The organism is Streptomyces sp. 7-21, from assembly GCF_016741785.1.
Lineage (GTDB): Bacteria > Actinomycetota > Actinomycetes > Streptomycetales > Streptomycetaceae > Streptomyces.
The window spans coordinates 205,463-226,663 of sequence record NZ_JAERRL010000004.1 but is presented as its reverse complement, the minus strand read 5'-3'; the positions used below and the strand labels follow the sequence as shown (position 1 = coordinate 226,663).

The following is a 21,201-nucleotide window of genomic DNA, read 5'->3' as shown; positions in this document are numbered from 1 at the left end:
TATCGTCGCATGACTATCCGGTAACACCAAGCACTTTTGCGCCCCTGGAGCGTGTAATCTTGCCTGTTTAGGCACGTCACGCCTGCGCTGGGGCCCCGACGGGCTCGCCCGCGTAGGTGCGCCACAGCGCGGCATAGGCGCCCTGGGCCGCCAGCAGCTCCTCGTGGGTGCCGTCCTCGACGACCCGCCCGTGGTCCAGCACGACCACGCGGTCGGCGCGGGCCGCCGTGGTCAGGCGGTGGGCGACGACCAGGGTCGTACGGCGGGTCGCGATGCGGTCGGTGGCCTGGTTGACCAGGGCCTCCGTCGCCAGGTCAAGGGCGGCGGTCGCCTCGTCCAGCAGCAGGATGTCGGGGGCGACCAGCTCGGCCCGGGCCAGCGCGATCAGCTGCCGCTGGCCGGCCGAAAGGTTCCGGCCGCGCTCGGTGAGGCGGTGGAGGTAGCCGCCGGGCAGTGCCGCGATCATCTGGTGTGCGCCCACGGCGCGGGCCGCCGCCTCAACCTCGGCATCGGTGGCGCCGGGACGGCCGTAGGCGATGGCGTCGCGGACCGTTCCCGGGAAGAGGTACGCCTCCTGCGGGACGATGCCGATGCGGTGGCGGTAGGCCGTCAGATCCAGCTCGCGCAGGTCGGTGCCGTCCACGCGCACCGCGCCCGAGGTCGGGTCGTAGAACCGCGCGACGAGCTTGACCAGCGTGGACTTGCCGGCGCCGGTCTCGCCGACGAACGCCACGGTCTGCCCGGCCGGGATGGTCAGGCTGACGCCGCTGAGCGCCTTCTCGCCGGTCTCACCGCCGTCACCCGCGGGCGCGTAGGAGAAGTCGACGTTGTCGAACTCCACCTCGCCGCGCAGCGACGTCACCGGCTTCGGCCGCTCGGCCAGCGGCACCGTGACGGGCTCGCGCAGCAGCTCCTGGACGCGGCCGAGCGAGACGCTGGCCTGCTGGTACCCGTCGAAGACCTGCGAGAGCTGCTGCACCGGCGCGAAGAACAGCTCGATGTACAGCAGATACGCCACCAGCGCGCCCGCCGTCAGGCTCTCGCCGGCCACGCGCCCCGCGCCGACGATCAGCACGCCCGCCGTCGCCAGCGTCGACAGCAGCTGCACGAACGGGAAGTACACGGAGATCAGCCACTGTCCGTGGACCCGGGCCTGCCGGTAGCCGTCCGAGCGGGCAGCGAACCGTTCGTAGCCGTCGCGCTCGCGCCGGAACGCCTGCACCATCCGCAGCCCGGCGACCGACTCCTGGAGGTCGGCGTTGACGCCGCTGACGCGCTCGCGCGCCAGCTGGTACGCCCTGACGCTGTGGCGCCGGAAGATGACGGTGCCGATCACCAGCGGCACCAGCGTGGCAAGCACCACCAGCGCCAGCTGCGCGTCGATGACGACCAGCGCGACCATGATCCCGAAGAACGTCAGCACCGCGACCAGCGCCTGGACCAGGCCGGTCTGCAGGAAGCTGGTGAGCGCGTCCACGTCGGTGGTCATCCGCGTCATGACGCGGCCGGTCAGCTCCCGCTCGAAGTAGTCCAGGCCCAGCCGTTGCAGGTGCGCGAAGATCTTGATCCGCAGCGCGTACAGCGCGCGTTCACCGGTGCGGCCGACCGCCCGGATGCTGGCCCACTGCACCAGCCACTGCGCGAGCACCACGGCCAGCGCCACCCCGGCCGCCGTCCACACCGCGCCCAGCGCGACGCGCTGCACCCCCTCGTCGATGCCGTGCCGGATCAGCACGGGCAGCAGCAGCGAGGCGGCCGCGTCGGCGACGACCAGCAGCAGCGCGAACACCAGCGGCCGGCCGAGCCCGGCCAGCAGGCGGCGCACGCCATAGGACTCCTCGGGGCGGGCGGCCCGCTCCTCGTCGATGTCCGGCGTGTCGTCGGCCGGGGGCAGCGCCGCGACGCGGGCGGCCAGATCGGGCGGGAGGGCGGCGTTGCCCGTCGGCGAGAACGCGGGCCCAGCCTGGTTCTCCGCCCGGCGGCCGGCACCGTCCTTGCCGTCTTTGCCGTCCTTGCCGTCCTTGGCGCTCTCCTCACCGCTGCCGTCCCGCCCCCACAGCTCGGGCGTCACCCCGCCGGGCGGCGGCTCGTCGCCGTCCCCGGCGGCCAGCCCGGCCGGGTCGCGCTCGACGCCGCCGAGCTCGCCGGGGTCGGCCAGCAGGCGCCGGTACAGCTCGCAGCGGGCCAGCAGCTCCTCGTGGGTGCCGGTGTCCACCAGCTCGCCGGCGTCGAGCACGGCGATGCGGTCGGCGAGCTGGAGCGTGGACTGCCGGTGCGCGATGAGGAGGGTGGTGCGGCCGGCCATGACCGACCGCAGCGCGTCGTGGATCTCGTGCTCGACGCGGGCGTCCACGGCGGACGTGGCGTCGTCGAGGATCAGCAGCCGCGGGTCGGTGAGGATGGCGCGGGCCAGCGCGATCCGCTGCCGCTGGCCGCCGGAGAGCGTCAGCCCCTGCTCACCGACGACCGTGTCGTAGCCGTCGGGCAGCTCCTCGATGAACCGGTCAGCCTGGGCGGCGCGGGCGGCGGCCCGGATCTGCTCGTCGGTGGCCTCGGGATGGCCGTAGGCGAGGTTGGCCCGGATGGTGTCGGAGAACAGGAAGCTGTCCTCGGGCACCAGGCCGATGGCACTGCGCAGCGACGCGTAGGTCAGCTCCCGGATGTCCTCGCCGCCGACGCGGATGGTGCCGCTGTCCGGGTCGTAGAAGCGCGGCAGCAGCAGCGAGACCGTGGACTTGCCGCTGCCGGACGGCCCGACGATGGCGAGCGTCTCGCCCGGGTCGATGCGCAGCGACAGGTCCCGCAGCACGGGACGGGCGGTGGCCTGGCGGTTACCGCCCTCGCCGTAGCCGAAGCTGACGTGGTCGAACTCGACGGTGGCGGGCGCGTCGGCCGGCAGGTCACGGGCGCCGGGCGCCTCGCGGATCTCCGGCTCGGTGTCGATCAGCTCCAGCACGCGCTCGACGCCCGCCCTGGCCTGCTGGCCCACGATGAGGACCATCGTCAGCATCCGCACGGGGGCGACGAGCTGTGCCAGGTAGGTGGAGAACGCCACGAAGGTACCGAGGGTGATCTGCCCCCGGGTGGCCATCCAGCCGCCGAGCGCGAGCATGGCGACCTGGCCGAGCGCGGGCACGGCCTGGAGCGCGGGCGTGTACCGGGCGTTGAGCTTCACGGCCCGCATCCGGGCGGCGAACAGGCGGCGGCTGGCCTCGCGCAGCTTCCCGGCCTCCTGCTCCTCCTGCCCGAAGCCCTTGACCACGCGGACGCCCGTTACGGCGCCGTCCACGATCCCGGCGACGGCACCCGCCTGCCCCTGGGCGTACCAGGTGGCGGGGAAGAGGCGGTCGCGGCTGCGCCAGGCGATCAGTGCCAGGGCGGGCCCGACGGCCAGGGCGATGAGCGTCAGCAGCGGCGACAGCGCCACCATCACGACCAGCGAGACCACGAACAGCATCAGGTTCCCGATGGTCATCGGCAGCATGAACAGCAGGCCCTGGATCAGCTGGAGGTCGCTGGTGGCCCGGCCGACGACCTGGCCCGTCGACAGCTGGTCCTGGCGGCGGCCGTCGAGCCGGGTGATGGTGCGGAACATCTCGGTGCGCAGGTCGTGCTGCACGTCGATGCCCAGCCGCCCGCCGAAGTAGCGGCGGATGAACGTCAGGGCGTAGACGACGACGGCCGCGGCGATCAGCAGGCCGGTCCACAGCGCGAGGCCGTCACCGCCGGCGACGACCACGTCGTCGATGACGACCTTGATGATCAGGGGCATCAGGGCCATGACGCCCATGCCCGCCAGCGAGGCGCCGACGGACAGCAGGACGTTGCGCCGGTACCGCCAGCAGTACGCGCTCAGCCGCCGCACCCAGCCACCGCTGTGTTTCTCCTGCGCCGCCTCGGCTGCCACCGCGCCTCCCGTCGTGCCGCTGTCACCGTCAGACGTGAACGTCCGGGCCTGGTGATTTCATCCTCGGTCATCTGGCGCCACACGGGAAACCGTTTGCACAGCGGCCGATGACCCGCCTACGGTGTCCGGCATGTCGGTGACGCTTCTCCCGCTGCACGTGTGCGCCTGCGCGCGCCGTGACGGCGGAAGCATTCTTATGACCCGCCGCCCGCGCGGCCGGCGCCCGGCCCTGGTCCGCTAGACCGCCCGGCGTCGGGCATCCGCCGCGGCCCGCTGTCCGCCCTTCGGACGCGTCGCGGCGCGTGCCGCCTTCCCCTTTGTGAGCTTTTCCCGTTTTCCGCTCGCTCTTCCCTTTCCCGCCGCCGCTGGGCGTTCATACGCGGTGACCGCCAGGGCCGTCCGGAGTTCCGTCATGACCCGGACAGGCCGCCAGCGGGCATCCCCGTTCCCGCTTCTCCGTGGCCTGTCCTCGTTTCCGGGTTTCCGGTCCGCACGAGGGCGAGGGCATCACCCGTGGCAGTCAGCCGCCGCAAGACCTACTCCCAGAACTTCCTGTACGACCCGGCCACGCTGCGCGCGATCGTGCGCGCCTCACGCGTCGGCCCGCGCGACCTGGTGCTCGAACCCGGCGCCGGCGAGGGCACGCTCACCCGTGTCCTCGCCGCCAGCGCACGCCAGGTCGTGGCCTATGAGCTGGACCCGGTGCTGGCGGCGCGGCTGCCGCGCCGCCTGGCGCGGGCGCGGAACATCCGGGTGGTGCCCGGCGACTTCCTGCGGGCGCGCCCGCCGCGCGGCCCGTTCGCCGTCGTCGGCAGCATCCCCTACGCCCGCACGTCCGAGATCGTCCGCTGGTGCCTGGCCGCGCCCGGTCTGACGTCGGCGACGCTCGTGACGCAGCGGGAGTACGCGCGCAAGCGGACCGGCGACTACGGCCGCTGGACCCTCGTGACCGTATGTTCCTGGCCGGAGTTCGCGTGGCGGCTGGGGCCGCGCATCAGCCGCGAGCGGTTCACGCCGGTGCCGCGCACGGACTCGGCCGTGCTGCGGATCGTCCGCCGCCCGGCCCCGCTGCTGCCCGCGCGGCGGCTCGGCGCGTTCCGCGCGCTGGTGGCCGAGGGCTTCACCGGCGTGGGCGGCTCGGTGCGCGCGACGCTGTCGCGCACCCGTCCCGCCGCGCGGGTGCGCGCGGCGCTGCGTGCGGCGGGCGTGTCCGAGGACGCGCCGGTGGGCCTGGTGACGCCCCAGCAGTGGCTGACCGTCTTCCGGCGGCTGGAGCGGTGAGGTGCCGGGGCGTCAGAACAGACTGCCGATGAAGTCCGAGACCCCCTCGACGATGTTGCTGCCGATCTCCGTGACGGTATCGACCGCGTCGCTGGCGAAGTCGGCCACGGTATCCACCGCGTTGCCGACGAATTCCGTGACGTCATCCCAGTGTTCGACGACCTTCAGGCCGGCGTAAGCGATGCCGGTGCCGATGGCCAGGCCCACGGTCACGGGGTTGGGCGCGACCATCGCGGCAGTCAGGGAGGCGTTGAAGCCGACCTCGGCCCAGTCGGCGAGGTAGCCGGCCTTCCCCTGGACGCCCTCGGCCTCGTTCCAGGCGTCGATCGGGTTGCCCTGGGCGACGACGTTGGCGATCGAGAAGCCGGTGCCGAGCACGCTGCCGCCGACACCGATGAAGCGCAGGGTACCGGTGGCGCGGACGGAGTTGAAGACGGCACCCGTGGTGGCGGCCCAGCGGGTGTTGCCCAGGGCGCGCAGCCCGGAGAAGGTGTTGCGGCCGATGCGCCACATGCTGGCGTTGGCGGCGCGGGTGCCCTGGGTGGCGCGGTAGGCGATGCGCTCGTCCACGGGCATGCCGGGGTGGTAGCTGAGCAGGCGGGCCAGCCGGTCGTTGCCGACGAGGAAGTTGGCCAGGCTGTTGGCTGACAGGCCGTACAGCCCGCGGTTGGCCAGCGTGGAGCTGCGCGCCAGGTCCCAGCCGCGGCCGAAGATCGCGGACTCGATCGCGTAGGCCCGCTGGCCGGGGATCATCAGCAGCCGGTTGATGGTCGGGTTGGTGCGCAGGTACCTGGCGAGCTGGCCGGGCAGCCAGGTGCCCGGCGCGCTCAGCGCGGCGCCCGGGTAGCCGCGCCAGACCCGGTAGAGCGACATGGTCTGGCCGAGGACGACGCCGCCGGCGGCCGACACGTTCAGCCCGTCGATGCCGAACATGATGAGGCTCTGGATGGTCTCGGCGTGCCCCTCGAGGAACGGCAGCTGCTCGGCGTAGTGGGCGGCGATGCGCGCGAGGTACTCGTCGATCTCCTCACGGTGCTGGCGGGTGAAGACGTCGTCCTCGGCGTTGCCGTTGGCCGCCAGGGCGTTGAGGGTGATGAGGTCGTCCAGCGACACCTCTTCGCCGTAGTTGGCGAGTTCCTCGGGGGTGAAGCCGGCCAGCAGCAGGCCCGCCGTGGGATCACCCTCGTCGAGGCGGGCGTAGCCCGCGCGCCGCCGCAGGTCGGGCGCGGTCTCCGAGGCCCAGGTCTGGATCGGGCGAAGCGCCGACACCTCGTCGCTGGCGTTCAGCCCGGTAGCGCGCGTGAAGATGTCCGACAAGGCCCCCTCGAGGCCACCGCCGCCGGAGCCGCCGTCCAGCAGCCGCGCGAGTTCTTCAAGATCGTCCGGATTGACGCTGCGTATGTCGGTCACGTGTTCCCCCTTGCTCCCGCTCCGCCACCCCCCCGGCGCGGTATCTAGCGGTCGGCCAGCATGGCGTATGCGAAGGCCAGACGCCGGTCCAGCCAGTCCGCGCTGATCACGGTAACGCCGAACGCCCGCGTGGTCATCACGAGTTCGTCACGGGCGTGCCACATGATCGTCCGCGCCAGGTGCGCGTTCTCGCCACCGTCGAGGCCGCGCAGGCCGCTGATGAGGTCCCGCTGCATGCGGCCGCCGCGCCGGCCGACGCCCACCGTCTTCCCGGTGATGTCGGGCCGCCCCGGCTGGCTCAGCACCCAGGTGTGCCGCACGAGATGGTGTTCGGGGGGAACGCGGCGGATGACGCCGATCTCGCCGCCGTCGGCGTCCGTGATGGTGCGCAGTTCGTCTTCGCCGTCGCGCTGGCGCGGGCCGATGCGCAGCAGCACGTGCTGGGCGTCCTCGTCGGTGTACAGGCGCGAGGCGGCGACGCTGGCAGCGACGTGCGGGGCGAAGTAGGCGCAGGGCGCCAGCACCGGATCGTCGGGGTCCCCGGTGGGCACGCGCACCGCGAGCCGTCCGGTGACGGGCTTGCGCCGGCCCCGGCGTTTGCGCAGCACGGTGGTGCCCACCTCGAATGCGGTGACGCCCCGCCAGTCCACCTGCGGCACGGCCGCAGGCGCCGTGGCCCTGCCGCGCTTGAACATGTCTGTCCCCCTTCGGTGCTCCGCTGTTGCTCTCCGGCCGCTTCGCGGGGCGGTGGTCAGGCCACGGCCTGACCCGCGTCGTCCGCCGCCGCGCAGGCGGCGGCGATCTCGTCCAGCGACAGGTCAAGTACCCCCGCCAGCGCGGCGATCGTGAAGAACGCAGGGGTCGGCGCCCGCCCCGTCTCAATCTTGCGCAGCGTCTCGGCCGAGATGCCGGCCTCGGCGGCCACGTCCGTCATGCTGCGCGCGCCCCGGGCCCGCCGCAGCAGGTCGCCGAGGCGCCGGCCGCGTTCGCGTTCGAGGGCGGTGAGAGGATGACGCACCATGGCCGTGATACTAATACCGACCGGCTACCGGCCGCCGGCCTCGTCCCCGGCGGCGCCGGCGGCGGCGCTTTCGCCCGCTGGCCGCGCGAAGTGGTTTCCTGCCGCCATGGAGGAGCACCACGGCCAGGAACCCCACCACCCGCACCCCGGGCACGGCGGCGGCCCCGCCGGTACCGCCGGTCCGGCCGGGCAGCACGCCACCGGCTGGCGTATGGCCGCCCAGGCGACGCTGCACTGCCTGACCGGCTGCGCCATCGGGGAGGTGCTCGGCATGGCCGCCGGCACCGTGCTCGGCTGGCACGGCGCGGGCACGGTCGCGCTGGCCGTCGTCCTCGCGTTCGGCTTCGGCTATGCCCTGACCATGCGGGGCGTGCTGCGCACGGGCGTGCCGTTCCGCCCGGCGCTGCGGGTGGCACTGGCGGCGGACACCGTGTCCATCGCGGTCATGGAGGCCACCGACAACGCCGTGATGCTGGCCGTGCCCGGGGCGATGGACGCGGACCTGGCCACGGCCCGGTTCTGGGGCTCGCTGGCGTTCTCCCTGGCGGTCGCCTTCGTGGCGGCGCTGCCGGTGAACCGCTGGCTGATCGCCGCGGGCCGCGGGCACGCCGTGGTCCACGGCCACTGACACCTGGCCGGCTACCGCCCGGGGGCGAGCCAGACGGCCGTGTCCGGCGGCAGCGTCGCGTCCGGCAGCGGGCCGCTGGCGAGCAGCACCCGGGCGCCGGAGGGCAGCGGCAGCGGCGCGGCCGAGAGATTGACGCGGCACTCCAGGTCCCCGCGGCTGAACGCCAGCTCGTCCCCGGCCTCCGGCAGCCACCGCAGGTCGTCCGCGCCGCGCAGCGCGCGCCGCAGCGCCAGCGCCCGCCGGTACAGCTGGAGGAAGGAGTCCGGGTCGTCCTCCTGCGCCTCGGCCGACAGCTCGCCCCAGCCGGGCGGCTGCGGCAGCCAGGACGCGGCGCCGGGGCCGAAGCCGTACGAGGGGCCGGAGCGGGTCCACGGCAGCGGCACGCGGCAGCCGTCGCGGCCCTTGAGCGCATGGCCGCTGCGCTCCCACATCGGGTCGCGCAGCGCCGCGGCCGGCAGGTCGGCCACCTCCGGCAGGCCCAGCTCCTCGCCCTGGTACAGGTAGGTGGTGCCCGGCAGCGCCAGCGTCAGCAGCGCCGCCGCCCTGGCCCGCCGCCGCCCCAGCGCCAGGCCGGCGGCTGGTTCGCGGCCGTCGCCGCGCAGCCAGGCGGCGAGGTCGGTGCCGGGCGGCAGGCCGTAGCGGGTCGCGTGGCGCACCACGTCGTGGTTGGACAGCACCCACGTCGGCAGCGTGCCGACGGCGCGGGCGCCCGCCAGGGAGGAGGCGATGACCTCGCGGAACGACGCGGCGTCCCACGGGCAGCGCAGGTAGAAGAAGTTGAACGCCTGGTGCAGTTCGTCGGGCCGCGTGTACAGGGGCAGCCGGGCCGCGCTCACGCCCGCCTCCGCGACGGCGATCCGCGGCGGCTGGTACGCGTCGATGGTCTTGCGCCAGGCGCGGTAGATTTCGTGCACCTCGTCGCGGTCCCAGAACGGGTGGTTGTCTCCCTCCGGCGGGGAGTCCAGCGGCGCGGCGTCCTGGCCGCGGGTGTCGCGCAGCGGCTCGGCGAGGTCCTTGCGCAGCCCGTGCGCGACGTCGACGCGGAAGCCGTCCACGCCCAGGCCCAGCCAGAACCGCAGCGTGCGGTCGAACTCGGCGGCGACCTCGGGGTTTTCCCAGTTCAGGTCGGGCTGCTCGGCCGCGAAGAGATGCAGGTACCACTGCCCGTCCGGCACCCGGGTCCACGCCGGCCCGCCGAACTTCGACTGCCAGTCCGAGGGCGGCTCACACCCGCCGGGCCCCTTGCCGTCGCGGAAGACGAACCGCTCCCTGGCCGCCGAGCCGGGCCCGGCCGCGAGCGCCTCGGCGAACCACGGGTGCTGGTCGGAGCAGTGGTTGGGCACGATATCGACGATCACGCGCAGCCCGAGCCCGTGGGCGCGGTCCAGCAGCGCGCGGAAGTCCGCGAGCGTGCCGTGGCGCGGGTCGACGTCGCGGTAGTCGGCCACGTCGTAGCCGCCGTCGGCCCACGGCGAGGTGTAGAACGGCGTCAGCCACACGGCGTCCACGCCCAGGGCGGCGAGGTACGGCAGCCGGGCGGCGATGCCGTTCAGGTCGCCGATGCCATCGCCGTCGCTGTCGGCGAAGCTCGGCACGTAGATCTCGTAGACGACGCAGTCGCGCCACCAGTCGGAGTCGGTCACGGTGTCCTTTCGCGGCGGGATGTCCGTGGCGGGATGTCCGGAGGCTTCAGGCCGGCTGGCGCAGCCCGGCGACGAGGAGCGCGACGAGGCGGCGCGCGTCGTAGTCCGGATCGTTGTCGGCGCCCACGCAGAGGTTCCCGATGCCGCGCATCAGCTGCTTGGCCGCGATGCCGGTGCGGATCTCGCCGGCGGCCGCAGCGGCGTCGAGGAGCCGCGAGCACACCGGCACCAGGCGCTCCAGGAAGTAGGCGTGCAGCGTCTGGAAGCGGGCGTCGTCGCCGCGCAGCGCCGCCGCCAGGCCGTGCTTGGTGACCAGGAAGCCGACGAAGAGATCGATCCACCGCTCCAGGGCGGCGTACGGCGTCGCGCTGCTGTCGAGCAGGGCCGGCCCGGCCTCGGCGCAGGCGTCGACCTGGTGCCGGTAGACGGCGATGATCAGGTCCGCCCGGGTGGGAAAGTGGCGGTACACCGTGCCCATCCCGACCCGCGCCTTGGCCGCGATGTCGCGCACCGGCGCGTTCACGCCGGAGGCGACGAACACGGCGGCGGCCGCGTCCAGCAGGGCCTGGCGGTTGCGGCGGGCGTCCCTGCGCCGTGCTCCGGCGGCGGTCGCCGTCCCGCTGCCCTCGTCGCTCACGCACAGCTCCTTCCGTGACGTCGCGAAGCGGTCCGGTCCCCCGGAGCACGCAACGGAGCGCGGTTCCGCCTCTCTATTCTGGCAGGCCCCGCCGCCCCGCCGGGCGACCAGGCCGCGTCAGGCAAGGCCGGCGGCGTGCAGCAGGTAGGCGGTCAGCGGATCGTAGTAGCGGGGGCTGGCCACGTAGTCGTCGAGGGGAACGCAGACCGACAGGGTCTCCTCCGCCTCGGCCAGGAACAGGGCCGGGTCGTTGCAGTCCGCGTAGCCGATGGTGTCCAGGCCGTGCTGGGCGGCGCAGCCCGCCCAGCCGTGGTCGGCGATCACCAGGTCCGGCAGCTCCTCGCCCTCCTGCGGCAGCGCCGCCAGGATCTCCGCCATCGGCGCGGGCGAGTGGGTGTGCCACAGCGTGGAGCCGCGCTCGTACATGGCCACGCCCGCGAACTGGGCGACCACGCCCTCGTCGGCGCTCAGCCCCAGCGGCACGTCGACGATCTCGCACCCCGCCGCCCGCAGCGCGGCAGCGGTGCGGGCGTGGTGGTCCAGCAGTCCGCCCGGGTGCCCGGTCGCCACAAGTACCCGCTGCCGGTCCGCCGCCGCCTTGCGCAGCAGCTCGGCGGCCCGGTCCAGGGCGGCGACGGTGAGCTCGGGATCGATCGTGTCCTGCCCCTGCCGGTAGGCCGGGTCACCGTCCACGCCGCAGCGCTCGGCCATCACCGCCAGGACGTCCTGCTCGTCGGTCCAGCGGTCGCCGAGGTCCAGGCCGAGCCAGTAGTACCGGTTGCCGTTGGCCAGTTCGCGGTAGTGCGCCAGGTTGTTCTCCCGTGGCGTGGCGACGTCGCCCGCGATCCGGGTGCGTATGAGGTGCTCGATGAGCTCGGAGCGGGACGGGGCGGCGGTCGGCATACGGCCAGTATCGCCCGGCTACGCCGGAACCAGCACGGTCCGTCGCCCAAGCGTGATCTCCCGCCCCGGCCGGACCGGGGCGGGCGGGGTTCAGCCGCGCGGGATGCGCATCAGGCCCTCCTGCACCACCGAGACGGCCAGCCTGCCGTCCCGCGTGAAGATCCGGCCGTGCGCCAGGCCGCGGCCGCCCTGGGAGGTCGGCGACGCCGTGTCGTACAGCAGCCACTCGTCGGCACGGAACGGCCGGTGGAACCACATGGCGTGGTCGAGGCTCGCCCCAACGATGTCGCCCGTCATCCAGCCGCCCCGGCCGTGCGCCAGCAGGATGGAGTCCAGCAGCGTCATGTCCGAGACATAGGTGCCCAGGCAGGTGTGCACCAGCGGGTCGTCGAGCTCGCCCTCCAGCTTGCCGTTGAAGCGGAACCACACCTGCGAGCGCGGCTCGCGCGGCGTGCCCGCCGTGGCGAACGGCGGCTCGGCGACGTACCGCAGGTCGATCGCCTTGCGCGCCTCCAGCAGCAGCTCGACGATGCCCGGATCGACCAGCAGGTGGCGGTAGCGCGGCAGCATCTCGTCCGCGCTGGGCAGCGTTTCGGGATCCGGCGTCTGCGGCATCGGGTCCTGGTGGCTGAGCCCTTCCTCGGGCCGCTGGAACGACGCCGACAGGTGGAAGATCGCCTGGCCGTGCTGCACCGCCACGACCCGGCGGGTGGTGAAGGACCGGCCGTCGCGGATGCGGTCGACCGTGTAGACGATGGGCGCACCCGGGTCGCCGGGGCGCAGGAAGTAGGAGTGGAGGGAGTGCGGCGGCCGGTCGTCCGGGACGGTGCGGCAGGCGGCGACGAGCGCCTGGGCGGCGACCTGCCCGCCGAAGACCCGCGGCGCCACCCAGGCATGGCTCTGGCCGCGGAAGATGTCCTCCTCGATCCGCTCGAGGTCAAGCAGACCCAGGAGATACTGCACGGTAGCTTCCATGGGGGAGATTCTGCCTGACCGCGCCGGGCCGGGCCCGCCCGGGCTCCCCGCCTGCGCCGGCGGCCGCTACAGCCCCATGTCCTTGGCCGTGATCGCGCGCATGATCTCGCTGGTGCCGCCGTAGATGCGGGTGACCCGGTTGTCGGCGTACAGCCGGGAGACCGGGTACTCGCGCATGTAGCCGTAACCGCCGTGCAGCTGGAGGCACGAGTCCACGACCCGCGCGGACTGCTCGGTGACGAAGAGCTTGACGGTGGCCGCACCGGCCGGCGTCAGCTCGCCGGCGTCGCAGGCGGCGAGCGCGTCGTCGACCAGCGCCCGCATCGCCGCGACGGCGGCCTGGCAGTCAGCCAGCACGAATTTGGTGTGCTGGAACGACGCCACCGGCCGGCCGAAGACGGTGCGCTCCCTGACGTAGTCCGTGGCCAGCCGCACGGCCGCCGCCGACTGCCCGTAGGCCAGCAGCGCGATCAACAGGCGCTCGCGCGGCAGGTTGCTCGTCAGGTACGAGAACGCCTGGCCTTCCTCGCCGAGCCGGTCCGTCACCGGAACCCGCACGCCGGTGAAGGACAGCTCCACGGTGTCGGATGCCAGCAGCCCCAGCTTGTCGAGCTTCCTGCCGACGGTGAAGCCCTCGCTGCGCGCGTCCACGGCGAGGATGGTCAGCCCGGCGCGCCGGTCCCCGGCGGCGGGGGGCGCGGTGCGGGCGACGACCAGCACGCGGTCGGCCTGGGCGCCGCCGGTGATGAACGTCTTGGCGCCGTTGAGCACGTAGTGGCCGCCGTCGTCCGACAGCCGGGCGCTGGTGCGGATGCCCGCCAGGTCGGAGCCGGTGCCCGGCTCGGTCATGGCGATGGCGGTCATCATCTCGCCGGTGACGAACGGCGGCAGCCAGCGCCGCTTCTGCTCCTCCGTTGCGTACGCCAGCAGGTACGGCAGGCACAGCCCGGCGTGGACGGCCGAGCCGCCGAACGAGACGGCCGCGCGGCAGAGCTCCTCGGTGAGCACGGCCTGGTACATGAAGCTGCGCTCCCCCGCGCCGCCGTACTCTTCGGGCACCTCGATACCGAAAATGCCCAGCTCGCCCAGGCGCCGGTAGAAGTCGCGCGGCACCTGGCCCGCTTCCTCCCAGTCCCGGTAGACGGGGACCACCTCGGCCGCGATGACGTCGCGGATCATCCGGCGGAACGCCTCGTGGTCGGAGGAGAAGACGGTACGGCGCACGCTGCCTCCCGGTGCCGTCGGGCCGCTGTGCGCGTCAAGCTACCGACGGGTCACCAGGGTGTCCAGGGCTGGCGGAAACAGCACTGAGGCCCGGATCCGGAGATCCGGGCCTCAGCCTTCGTAGCGGGGACAGGATTTGAACCTGCGACCTCTGGGTTATGAGCCCAGCGAGCTACCGAGCTGCTCCACCCCGCGTCGGTGTGCCTTTACTTTACGACGGCGCCGACCGCCTGCGCAAATCAGGCGGCGGCCGCGCAGCTGGGGCACTGCCCGTAGTAGGTGACGGCCACCTCGGAGATCGTGAAGCCGTAGCGCTCGCCCTCGGGCAGAACGCTCATCGGATCCCCGTCCAGGCGGACGTCCCGGATCGTCCCGCAGCCGGAGCAGACCAGGTGCTGGTGCGGGTGGCGGGAGTTGGGGTCGTACCGCTTGGCGCGGCCGTCCGTGGTGACCTCGATGACCTCGCCGAGCGCGACGAGCTCGCCGAGCGTGTTGTAGACCGACGCCCGGGAGATCTCCGGCAGCCGCTCGGCCGCCCGCGCGTGCACCTCGTCGGCGGTGTAGTGCACGTGCTCGCCATCCAGCACCTCGGCGATGACCCGCCGCTGAGCGGTGAGCCGCCAGCCGCGGTCACGGAGTCGCTGAAGCAGGTCACTCATGCGTTCCACCCTAGCGTGGGCACGCTTCCGCGGGCCCGTGTCGTCGCCCTCTCGGGCAGCGTCTTGACTTGGACATTGTCTAATATAGGATCTCCTCAGGCGTCGGCCAAGAGCCGGGCCGCAGTCGAAACCGACCTGAAGGGCTAGTCAGGTAGATGACCGACCAGATCGCGACGGGTCCGCTGACCACGGAGGCCGGTGCCCCGGTTGCGGACAACCAGAACAGCCAGACCGCGGGCGTGGGTGGCCCCGTTCTCATCCAGGACCAGCTGCTCATCGAGAAGCTCGCGCACTTCAACCGTGAGCGCATCCCGGAGCGGGTCGTGCACGCCCGGGGCGCGGGGGCGTACGGCACGTTCACCGTGACCGCGGACGTGACCAAGTACACCCGGGCGAAGTTCCTGTCCGAGATCGGCAAGGAGACCGAGGTCTTCATCCGTTTCTCGACCGTCGCGGGCAGCCTGGGTTCCGCTGACGCCGTGCGCGACCCGCGCGGCTTCGCGGTGAAGTTCTACACCGAGGACGGTAACTACGACCTCGTCGGCAACAACACGCCGATCTTCTTCATCAAGGACGCCCTCAAGTTCCCCGACTTCATCCACACGCAGAAGCGGGACCCCTACACCGGCTCCCAGGAGCCGGACAACATGTGGGACTTCTGGAGCCTGAGCCCGGAGTCGACGCACCAGGTGACCTGGCTCTTCGGCGATCGCGGCATCCCCGCCAGCTACCGCCACATGAACGGCTACGGTTCCCACACCTTCCAGTGGAACAACGAGGCCGGCGAGGTCTTCTGGGTCAAGTACCACTTCAAGACCGACCAGGGGATCAAGAACCTGACCACCCAGGAGGCGGCCGAGCTGGCGGGCAAGGACCCCGACAGCCACCAGCGTGACCTGCGCACCGCGATCGAGAACGGGGACTACCCGAGCTGGACCGTGCAGGTGCAGATCATGCCCGCCGCCGATGCGGCCACCTACCGGTTCAACCCGTTCGACCTGACCAAGGTCTGGCCGCACGCGGACTACCCGCCGATCGAGATCGGCAAGCTGGTGCTCAACCGCAACCCGCAGAACATCTTCGCCGAGGTCGAGCAGTCGATCTTCTCCCCGCACCACTTCGTGCCGGGCATCGGCCCCTCGCCCGACAAGATGCTCCAGGGCCGCCTGTTCGCCTACGGCGACGCGCACCGCTACCGCGTCGGCGTCAACGCCGACCACCTGCCGGTCAACCGTCCGCACGCCGCCGAGGCCCGCACCCACGGCCGCGACGGCTTCCTGTACGACGGGCGGCACGGCGGCGCCAAGAACTACGAGCCGAACAGCTTCGGCGGCCCGGAGCAGACCGGCCGCCCGCTGTGGGAGCCGGTGTCCGTCTCCGGCGTCACCGGTGACATCCCGGCTCCGTCGCACGCCGAGGACGACGACTTCGTCCAGGCGGGCAACCTCTACCGCCTGATGTCGGAGGACGAGAAGGAGCGCCTGATCCAGAACCTGGCCGACTCCATCTCGCAGGTCTCGCGCGACGACATCGTCCAGCGCGCGATCGAGAACTTCCGCAAGGCGGACGCCGACTACGGCAAGCGGCTGGAGGCCGCGGTCCAGGCCCTCCGTGGCTGAGGCCGGCTTGCCGTAACGCTTGGGCGGCCCCGCTGTCCCCCGGGCGGGGCCGCCCAACGCGCTTCCGCGGCCCGGCTATCCGGCCGGGCTGAGGACGGGCGTCCAGCTGCTGATGATGTCCCGCACGGACACCACGCCCACGGGTTCGTGGCGGTCAAGGACGATCAGGTGGCGGAAGCCGCCCTGCGTCATCGCGTAGGCGGCCTCGGCCAGCGTCCACTGCGGGGCGGCGAACACCACGTCTGTCGTGGTGTGGTCACCGGCGCGCTCGGTGTCGGGATCCTGGCCCCGGCCGAGGGAGTTGAGCACGTCGCGCTCGGTCAGGATGCCGATTCCGCTGGTCTCGGGATCGAGCACGACCGCGGCGCCCACGCGCCTGGCCGCCATGAGCCTGGCGGCCTGCCGGAGAGTGTGATCGGGACCAATGGTCAGGACAATGGTGCTCATGGCGTCGCGGACGAGCATGAGGGACCAGCCCCTTTGAGAGAGTTTGAGAGAGCTTTCACAAGGTCACAAGCGGGGGGATTCTCATGCTCACACGGGGTGCTGCCGCCAACAAGGGCGCGAACGTCAGGAACCGGCCGGATCCGCCCCGCTTCCGCCGGTGAGGTAGCCGAGCACCTCGTCGTGGAGCAGCCCGTTGGAAGCCACGGCGTTCCCGCCGTGCGGCCCGTCCTGCCCGTCCAGCGACGTGAAGCGCCCGCCCGCCTCCTGCACGACCACCGACACCGCCGCCATGTCCCACAGCGACAGCTCCGGCTCCGCGCAGGCGTCCACCGCCCCCTCGGCGACCATCATGTACGACCAGAAATCGCCGTAGGCCCGCGTCCGCCAGCACGCCCGCGTCAGGTCGAGGAAGCCGTCCAGCACGCCGCGCTCCTCCCAGCCGGTGAGCGAGGAGTACGAGAACGAGGCGTCCGCCAGCCGCGGCACCCGGGACACCCGCAGCCGCGTCGCCGCGTGCAGCCCGCGCCCCGTGTACGCGCCGCCGCCCGCGACGGCCCACCACCGGCGCGCCAGCGCCGGCGCCGAGACCACGCCCACGACCGGCCGGTCGCCGCCCTGGCCGCGCTCCAGCAGCGCGATCAGCGTCGCCCACACCGGCACGCCCCGCACGTAGTTCTTCGTGCCGTCGATCGGGTCGATCACCCAGCGCCGCGGCCCCTGCCCCTCGCTGCCGAACTCCTCACCCAGCACCGCGTCACGCGGACGCGCCCGTGCCAGCGACGACCTGATCAGTTCCTCCGCCGCCTTGTCCGCCTCGCTGACCGGAGTCATGTCGGGCTTCGTCTCGACCTTCAGGTCAAGCGCCTTGAACCGCTCCATCGTCGCCGCGTCGGCGGCGTCCGCCAGCACGTGGGCCAGCCGCAGGTCATCGTGGTAGTCGGCCATGCCCGACACAGTATCCGGGCAGGCCACGGCCAGCCAGCGCCCCCGGCGGCCGGAGAACACCCCCTGGCGCGCCGGCCGTCTTGACACCCCTTCCGGCCCCGTCAATCCTGTCCGGCACCAGGCCAGAGGCGTACCTGGATGGCGAGGAGGCAACGGTGCCCACCGCGCGTGAATCCCTGCTCGACGCCGCCCGCGAGGCGGTCGAACGACATCCGTGGCCCATGGTGCGCATGGTGGAGGTGGCGGCCGCCGCCGGCGTCTCCCGGCAGACCCTCTACAACGAGTTCGGCGACAAGGCCGGGCTCGGCTCCGCGCTCGTCGAGCGGCAGATCGGCAGATTCCTCGACGGCTTCGCCAGCCGGCTGGCGGCCGGCACCACCGGCCTCGAGGAGACGCTGGCGCGCGGCACCGACTGGATCACGGCCGCCGCCCGCCGCGACCGGCTCGTCCGCGCCACTCTCACCGGCTGCCACGGCACCGACCTGCCGCCCTCCCCCGCCCGCCCCACTGACCTGGTCACCGCGCTGACCGAACGCGCCCTGGCCGAGCTGGCGAGGCGCGACCCGCCGGAGGAAGGCCTGGCCCAGCGCTGCGAGACGGCGGTGCGGCTGGCGCTCTCCTACGTCGTCGCGCCGCCCGCCGCGGCAGCGCCGGCCCCGCGCCCCGGACCGGGCAGCGGGCGGCGGGCCGTCCCCGGCGCGCGTCAGTCGCCCTCGTGGCGCTCGCGCGTGGCCAGCAGGCGGCGCAGCGAATAGAGCCGGGCCGGGTCGGCGTGGCCCTCGGCGACCCAGTCGTCGAGGGCGCAGTCCGGCTCGTCGTGGCCGCAGGCACGGGGGCAGCCGGCGGTACCGGGCTCCAGGTCAGGGAAGGCGTGGATCACGCGCGAGGGATCCACGTGGTGCAGGCCGAACGACCGCACGCCCGGGGTGTCGATGACCCAGCCGTCGTCGTCCGGCAGCGGCAGCGCCAGCGCCGAGACGGTGGTGTGGCGGCCGCGGCCCGTCACCGCGTTGACCTCGCCGGTGGCCCGCTGCCGCTGCGGCACCAGCGCGTTGACGAGCGTGGTCTTGCCGACGCCGCTGTGCCCGACGAGCGCGGTGGTCCGCCCGCTGAGCAGCTCGCGCACCCGCGCCACGGCGGCGCCCTCCTCCCCCGGCCCGCTGGCGAACTCCTCGGCGCTGGTCACCACGTGCCGCACGCCCAGCGCCGCGTACGACTCCAGCAGCGGCCCGGCGGGAGCCAGGTCCGCCTTGGTGAGGATCAGCAGCGGATCGAGCCCGGCGTCGTAGGCGGCCACCAGGCAGCGGTCGATCAGCCGCGGCCGCGGCTCGGGGTCGGCGAGCGCCGTGACGATGGCCAGCTGGTCGGCGTTGGCCACCACCACCCGCTCGTACGGGTCCGTGTCGTCTGCGGTGCGCCGCAGCACCGAGCGGCGCTCCTCCACCCGCACGATCCGGGCGAGCGTGTCCTTGCGGCCGGACAGGTCGCCGACGAGGGCGACCCGGTCGCCCACCACCACGCCCTTGCGCCCCAGCTCACGGGCCTTCATGGCCACGACGGTGCGGTCCTCGACGAGGCAGGTGATCCGCCCCCGGTCCACCGTCACCACGAAGCCCTCGGCGGCGTCCGCGTGCGCGGGGCGCCGGTGCGTGCGCGGCCTGCTGCCACGACGGCTCGGCCTGATCCGGACGTCGTCCTCGTCGGTGTGCCTGCCGTACCGTCGCATCGCGGGCCAGCCTTCAGTCCCTCACCCCGGAGCCCGCCAGCATGCCGTGCCACAGCTCGGGGAACTCGGGCATGGTCTTGCCGGTGGTCGCGATGTTCTCCACCTCGATGTCCTTCACGACCAGGCCCAGCACGGCGGCGGCGGTGGCCAGGCGGTGGTCGTCGTAGGTGTGGAACACGCCGCCGTGCAGCTGGCGCGGCCGGATCCGCAGGCCGTCCTCGGTCTCGGTGACGTCACCGCCCAGCGCGTTGATCTCCTTGGTCAGCGCGGCCAGCCGGTCCGTCTCGTGCATCCGCAGGTGGGCCACGCCGCGCAGCACCGACTCGCTCTCGGCCAGCGCGGCCACGGCGGCAATGCCCGGCGTCAGCTCGCCGACCTCGCTCAGGTCGATGTCGATGCCGCGGATCCGGCCGCTGCCGGTGAACGTCAGGCCGCGCTCGTCGAGCACGCACTCGCCGCCCATCTCCGTGAAGATCTCCCGCAGCGCGTCGCCCGGCTGGGTGGTACGGGCGGGCCAGTCCGGGATCGTCACCCGGCCGCCGGTGACCAGGGCGGCGGCGAGGAACGGCTGCGCGTTCGACAGGTCGGGCTCGATGACCAGGTCGCGGCCGAGCAGCGCGCCCGGCGCGACGCGCCAGACGTTCGGCTCGCCCCCGGACTCGGGCGTGTCCACCTGCGCGCCCGCGCTGCGGAGCATCTCCACCGTCATCCGGATGTGCGGCAGCGACGGCAGGGTCCGGCCGACGTGCCGCACCTCGATGCCCTGGTTGTAGCGCGCGCCCGACAGCAGCAGGGCGCTGACGAACTGCGAGGACGACGAGGCGTCGACCTCCACGGGGCCGCCGTCGAGCGAGCCGGTGCCGCGCACCGTCATCGGCAGGGCGCCGCGCCCGTCATCCTCGATCCTGGCGCCCAGGGAGCGCAGGGCGTCGATCAGCCCGGTCAGCGGGCGCTGGCGGGCGCGCGGGTCGCCGTCGAACGATACGGGCCCCTCGGCCAGCACGGCGAGCGGCGGCAGGAAACGCATGACCGTCCCGGCGTTCCCCACGTCCACGGTGGCGGGAGCCTGCGGGGTGGCGGGGATGACGCGCCAGGACTCGCCCCGGCTCTGCGGCAGCCCGGAGACGGCCGACGACGAGGAGGACGAGGCCGTCTCCTCGATGCCGATGCCGAGGGAGCGCAGGGCCTCGGCCATCAGCAGGGTGTCACGCGAGCGCAGCGGGCGCCGCAGCCAGCCCGGGTCGGAGGCCAGCGCGGCGAGGATGAGGGCCCGGTTGGTGACCGACTTCGATCCGGGCACCGTGACGGTCGCGTCGACACCGCCGGAGGCGAGCGGGGCCGGCCAGAGAGCGGGATGTGCGCTGTTGTCGGTCATACGTCTCACTGTAGTGGGTGACCCTGCGTGATATCCGCCCGCGCGGCGGGATTTCAGGTGCTCAGACGGTGAGCAGCCAGTGGCCTCCGCCGGTCAGGCAGACGAGGGAGACCGCGGCGAAGAACAGCACCCACACGGCCCCCGGGACGTGCGTGAGGCGCGCGAGCTGGTCGGCGTCGGACTGCGGGGCGGCTCCCCGGCGGCGCTTGCGCTGGAGTTCGAAGACCGGCCGCACGCCGCCCAGCAGCAGGAACCACACCACCAGGTAGGCGAAGGCGGCCTGCACATCGGGGCTGGTCAGCCAGGAGACGAGGAAGAACGCGGCGCCGGTGACCAGGACGGCGAGCACGCCGTAGGCGTTGCGCACCATCACCAGCAGGCCCCCCAGCAGCGCGATCGCGCCCCACAGCAGGGCCGTGATGCGCCCGGCGGACAGCAGCGCGGCCCCGCCGAGCCCCAGCAGCGACGGGGCCGTGTAGCCGGCGGCGGTGGTGAGGACCATGCCGAAACCGGTCGGCTTGCCGCGCGAGACGGTCAGGCCCGAGGTGTCGGAGTGCAGGCGTATGCCGGTCAGGGTGCGGCCGGACAGCAGCGCCACCAGGCCATGGCCGCCCTCGTGGGCGATGGTGATGGCGGTGCGTGACCAACGCCACACGCTCCAGGGCGTCACGGCGGCGAGCGCCACGAGTCCGGCGGCGATGATCAGCCACCGCTCGGGGTCCGGCTGCGTGCCGGTGACGCGGTCCCACAGCTCGGTGAGGCTCGTGACTTCCACGGGATCCTGCGCGACATCCATGCGCG

Annotated in this window: 19 protein-coding genes and 1 tRNA gene; 4 read left to right on the top strand and 16 right to left on the bottom strand. The window is 73.1% G+C overall.

Annotated elements, in window-relative coordinates; translation table 11 throughout:
* Positions 1–76 precede the first annotated feature (76 nt).
* Positions 77–3,907, bottom strand: coding sequence for an ABC transporter ATP-binding protein (locus tag JK356_RS06730; RefSeq protein ID WP_201866619.1), 3,831 nt, complete (start codon positions 3,905–3,907; stop codon positions 77–79).
* Between the two features lie 513 nt (positions 3,908–4,420).
* Between JK356_RS06730 and erm the strand changes: the two genes are divergently transcribed.
* Positions 4,421–5,188, top strand: a complete 768-nt coding sequence (gene erm, locus JK356_RS06725; protein WP_201866618.1) for an ErmE/ErmH/ErmO/ErmR family 23S rRNA (adenine(2058)-N(6))-methyltransferase — start codon at positions 4,421–4,423, stop codon at positions 5,186–5,188.
* 12 nt (positions 5,189–5,200) lie between these two features.
* On the opposite strand, the gene JK356_RS06720 is transcribed toward erm, so the two are convergent.
* The 3 genes from JK356_RS06720 to JK356_RS06710 are packed head-to-tail and all read right to left on the bottom strand — an operon-like array spanning position 5,201 to position 7,619.
* Entirely contained in the window at positions 5,201–6,598 is a 1,398-nt protein-coding gene (locus JK356_RS06720; RefSeq protein ID WP_201866617.1) for a hypothetical protein, read from the bottom strand.
* A gap of 44 nt (positions 6,599–6,642) precedes the next feature.
* Positions 6,643–7,293, bottom strand: a complete 651-nt coding sequence (locus JK356_RS06715; protein ID WP_201866616.1) for a hypothetical protein — start codon at positions 7,291–7,293, stop codon at positions 6,643–6,645.
* A gap of 56 nt (positions 7,294–7,349) precedes the next feature.
* Positions 7,350–7,619 (bottom strand): helix-turn-helix domain-containing protein, encoded by a 270-nt coding sequence (locus tag JK356_RS06710; RefSeq protein ID WP_201866615.1) that lies wholly within the window; start codon positions 7,617–7,619, stop codon positions 7,350–7,352.
* A gap of 106 nt (positions 7,620–7,725) precedes the next feature.
* Between JK356_RS06710 and JK356_RS06705 the strand changes: the two genes are divergently transcribed.
* Entirely contained in the window at positions 7,726–8,247 is a 522-nt protein-coding gene (locus JK356_RS06705) for a DUF4396 domain-containing protein (RefSeq protein ID WP_201866614.1), read from the top strand.
* An 11-nt stretch (positions 8,248–8,258) separates the two neighbouring features.
* Here JK356_RS06705 and JK356_RS06700 read toward each other — a convergent pair whose 3' ends face one another.
* The 7 genes from JK356_RS06700 to JK356_RS06670 all read right to left on the bottom strand — a co-directional run bounded on the left by JK356_RS06700 (position 8,259) and on the right by JK356_RS06670 (position 14,288).
* On the bottom strand, positions 8,259–9,890 hold the full coding sequence (locus tag JK356_RS06700; RefSeq protein WP_307815430.1) for an alpha-amylase family glycosyl hydrolase: 1,632 nt from the start codon (positions 9,888–9,890) through the stop codon (positions 8,259–8,261).
* A 46-nt stretch (positions 9,891–9,936) separates the two neighbouring features.
* Positions 9,937–10,527 (bottom strand): TetR/AcrR family transcriptional regulator, encoded by a 591-nt coding sequence (locus tag JK356_RS06695; protein ID WP_201866613.1) that lies wholly within the window; start codon positions 10,525–10,527, stop codon positions 9,937–9,939.
* A 117-nt stretch (positions 10,528–10,644) separates the two neighbouring features.
* On the bottom strand, positions 10,645–11,430 hold the full coding sequence (locus JK356_RS06690; RefSeq protein WP_201866612.1) for a phosphatase: 786 nt from the start codon (positions 11,428–11,430) through the stop codon (positions 10,645–10,647).
* 90 nt (positions 11,431–11,520) lie between these two features.
* Complete coding sequence (gene tesB, locus JK356_RS06685) at positions 11,521–12,405, bottom strand: acyl-CoA thioesterase II (protein ID WP_201866611.1); 885 nt, start codon at positions 12,403–12,405, stop codon at positions 11,521–11,523.
* 66 nt (positions 12,406–12,471) lie between these two features.
* Positions 12,472–13,629 carry an acyl-CoA dehydrogenase family protein gene (locus tag JK356_RS06680; RefSeq protein WP_201866610.1) on the bottom strand — a complete coding sequence of 386 codons (1,158 nt, stop codon included), beginning with the start codon at positions 13,627–13,629 and terminating at the stop codon, positions 12,472–12,474.
* A gap of 121 nt (positions 13,630–13,750) precedes the next feature.
* Positions 13,751–13,824: transfer RNA gene (locus JK356_RS06675), tRNA-Met, on the bottom strand.
* Between the two features lie 44 nt (positions 13,825–13,868).
* Complete coding sequence (locus tag JK356_RS06670) at positions 13,869–14,288, bottom strand: Fur family transcriptional regulator (RefSeq protein WP_201866609.1); 420 nt, start codon at positions 14,286–14,288, stop codon at positions 13,869–13,871.
* A gap of 167 nt (positions 14,289–14,455) precedes the next feature.
* Here JK356_RS06670 and JK356_RS06665 point away from each other — a divergent pair, with 167 nt between their 5' ends.
* Positions 14,456–15,907, top strand: a complete 1,452-nt coding sequence (locus JK356_RS06665; protein WP_201866787.1) for a catalase — start codon at positions 14,456–14,458, stop codon at positions 15,905–15,907.
* A 75-nt stretch (positions 15,908–15,982) separates the two neighbouring features.
* On the opposite strand, the gene JK356_RS06660 is transcribed toward JK356_RS06665, so the two are convergent.
* Together JK356_RS06660 and hisN are read right to left on the bottom strand one after the other, a co-directional pair.
* Entirely contained in the window at positions 15,983–16,372 is a 390-nt protein-coding gene (locus JK356_RS06660; RefSeq protein ID WP_201866608.1) for a cyclic nucleotide-binding/CBS domain-containing protein, read from the bottom strand.
* A 105-nt stretch (positions 16,373–16,477) separates the two neighbouring features.
* Complete coding sequence (gene hisN, locus JK356_RS06655) at positions 16,478–17,299, bottom strand: histidinol-phosphatase (RefSeq protein ID WP_201866607.1); 822 nt, start codon at positions 17,297–17,299, stop codon at positions 16,478–16,480.
* Between the two features lie 155 nt (positions 17,300–17,454).
* Between hisN and JK356_RS06650 the strand changes: the two genes are divergently transcribed.
* Positions 17,455–18,054, top strand: coding sequence for a TetR/AcrR family transcriptional regulator (locus JK356_RS06650; RefSeq protein WP_307815429.1), 600 nt, complete (start codon positions 17,455–17,457; stop codon positions 18,052–18,054).
* Here the strand turns inward: JK356_RS06650 and rsgA are convergent.
* From rsgA to JK356_RS06635, 3 genes are all read right to left on the bottom strand, one after another.
* Positions 18,003–19,025 carry a ribosome small subunit-dependent GTPase A gene (gene rsgA, locus JK356_RS06645; protein WP_201866606.1) on the bottom strand — a complete coding sequence of 341 codons (1,023 nt, stop codon included), beginning with the start codon at positions 19,023–19,025 and terminating at the stop codon, positions 18,003–18,005. The two genes, JK356_RS06650 and rsgA, sit on opposite strands and share 52 nt — an antisense overlap.
* A gap of 13 nt (positions 19,026–19,038) precedes the next feature.
* The gene (aroA, locus tag JK356_RS06640) at positions 19,039–20,400 is read right to left on the bottom strand and encodes a 3-phosphoshikimate 1-carboxyvinyltransferase (RefSeq protein WP_201866605.1); all 1,362 of its coding nucleotides are present in this window, start codon (positions 20,398–20,400) and stop codon (positions 19,039–19,041) included.
* A gap of 61 nt (positions 20,401–20,461) precedes the next feature.
* The gene (locus tag JK356_RS06635; RefSeq protein ID WP_201866604.1) at positions 20,462–21,175 is read right to left on the bottom strand and encodes a M50 family metallopeptidase; all 714 of its coding nucleotides are present in this window, start codon (positions 21,173–21,175) and stop codon (positions 20,462–20,464) included.
* Positions 21,176–21,201: the final 26 nt, after the last annotated feature.

What these genes read in the sequence shown, in the direction of transcription:
- JK356_RS06715 (WP_201866616.1), bottom strand. Translation starts at nt 7,293, where the DNA reads ATGTTCAAGCGCGGCAGGGCCACGGCGCCTGCGGCCGTGCCGCAGGTG.
- JK356_RS06710 (WP_201866615.1), bottom strand. Translation starts at nt 7,619, where the DNA reads ATGGTGCGTCATCCTCTCACCGCCCTCGAACGCGAACGCGGCCGGCGC.
- JK356_RS06705 (WP_201866614.1), top strand. Translation starts at nt 7,726, where the DNA reads ATGGAGGAGCACCACGGCCAGGAACCCCACCACCCGCACCCCGGGCAC.
- JK356_RS06690 (WP_201866612.1), bottom strand. Translation starts at nt 11,430, where the DNA reads ATGCCGACCGCCGCCCCGTCCCGCTCCGAGCTCATCGAGCACCTCATA.
- tesB (WP_201866611.1), bottom strand. Translation starts at nt 12,405, where the DNA reads ATGGAAGCTACCGTGCAGTATCTCCTGGGTCTGCTTGACCTCGAGCGG.
- JK356_RS06670 (WP_201866609.1), bottom strand. Translation starts at nt 14,288, where the DNA reads ATGAGTGACCTGCTTCAGCGACTCCGTGACCGCGGCTGGCGGCTCACC.
- JK356_RS06660 (WP_201866608.1), bottom strand. Translation starts at nt 16,372, where the DNA reads ATGCTCGTCCGCGACGCCATGAGCACCATTGTCCTGACCATTGGTCCC.
- hisN (WP_201866607.1), bottom strand. Translation starts at nt 17,299, where the DNA reads ATGGCCGACTACCACGATGACCTGCGGCTGGCCCACGTGCTGGCGGAC.
- rsgA (WP_201866606.1), bottom strand. Translation starts at nt 19,025, where the DNA reads ATGCGACGGTACGGCAGGCACACCGACGAGGACGACGTCCGGATCAGG.
- aroA (WP_201866605.1), bottom strand. Translation starts at nt 20,400, where the DNA reads ATGACCGACAACAGCGCACATCCCGCTCTCTGGCCGGCCCCGCTCGCC.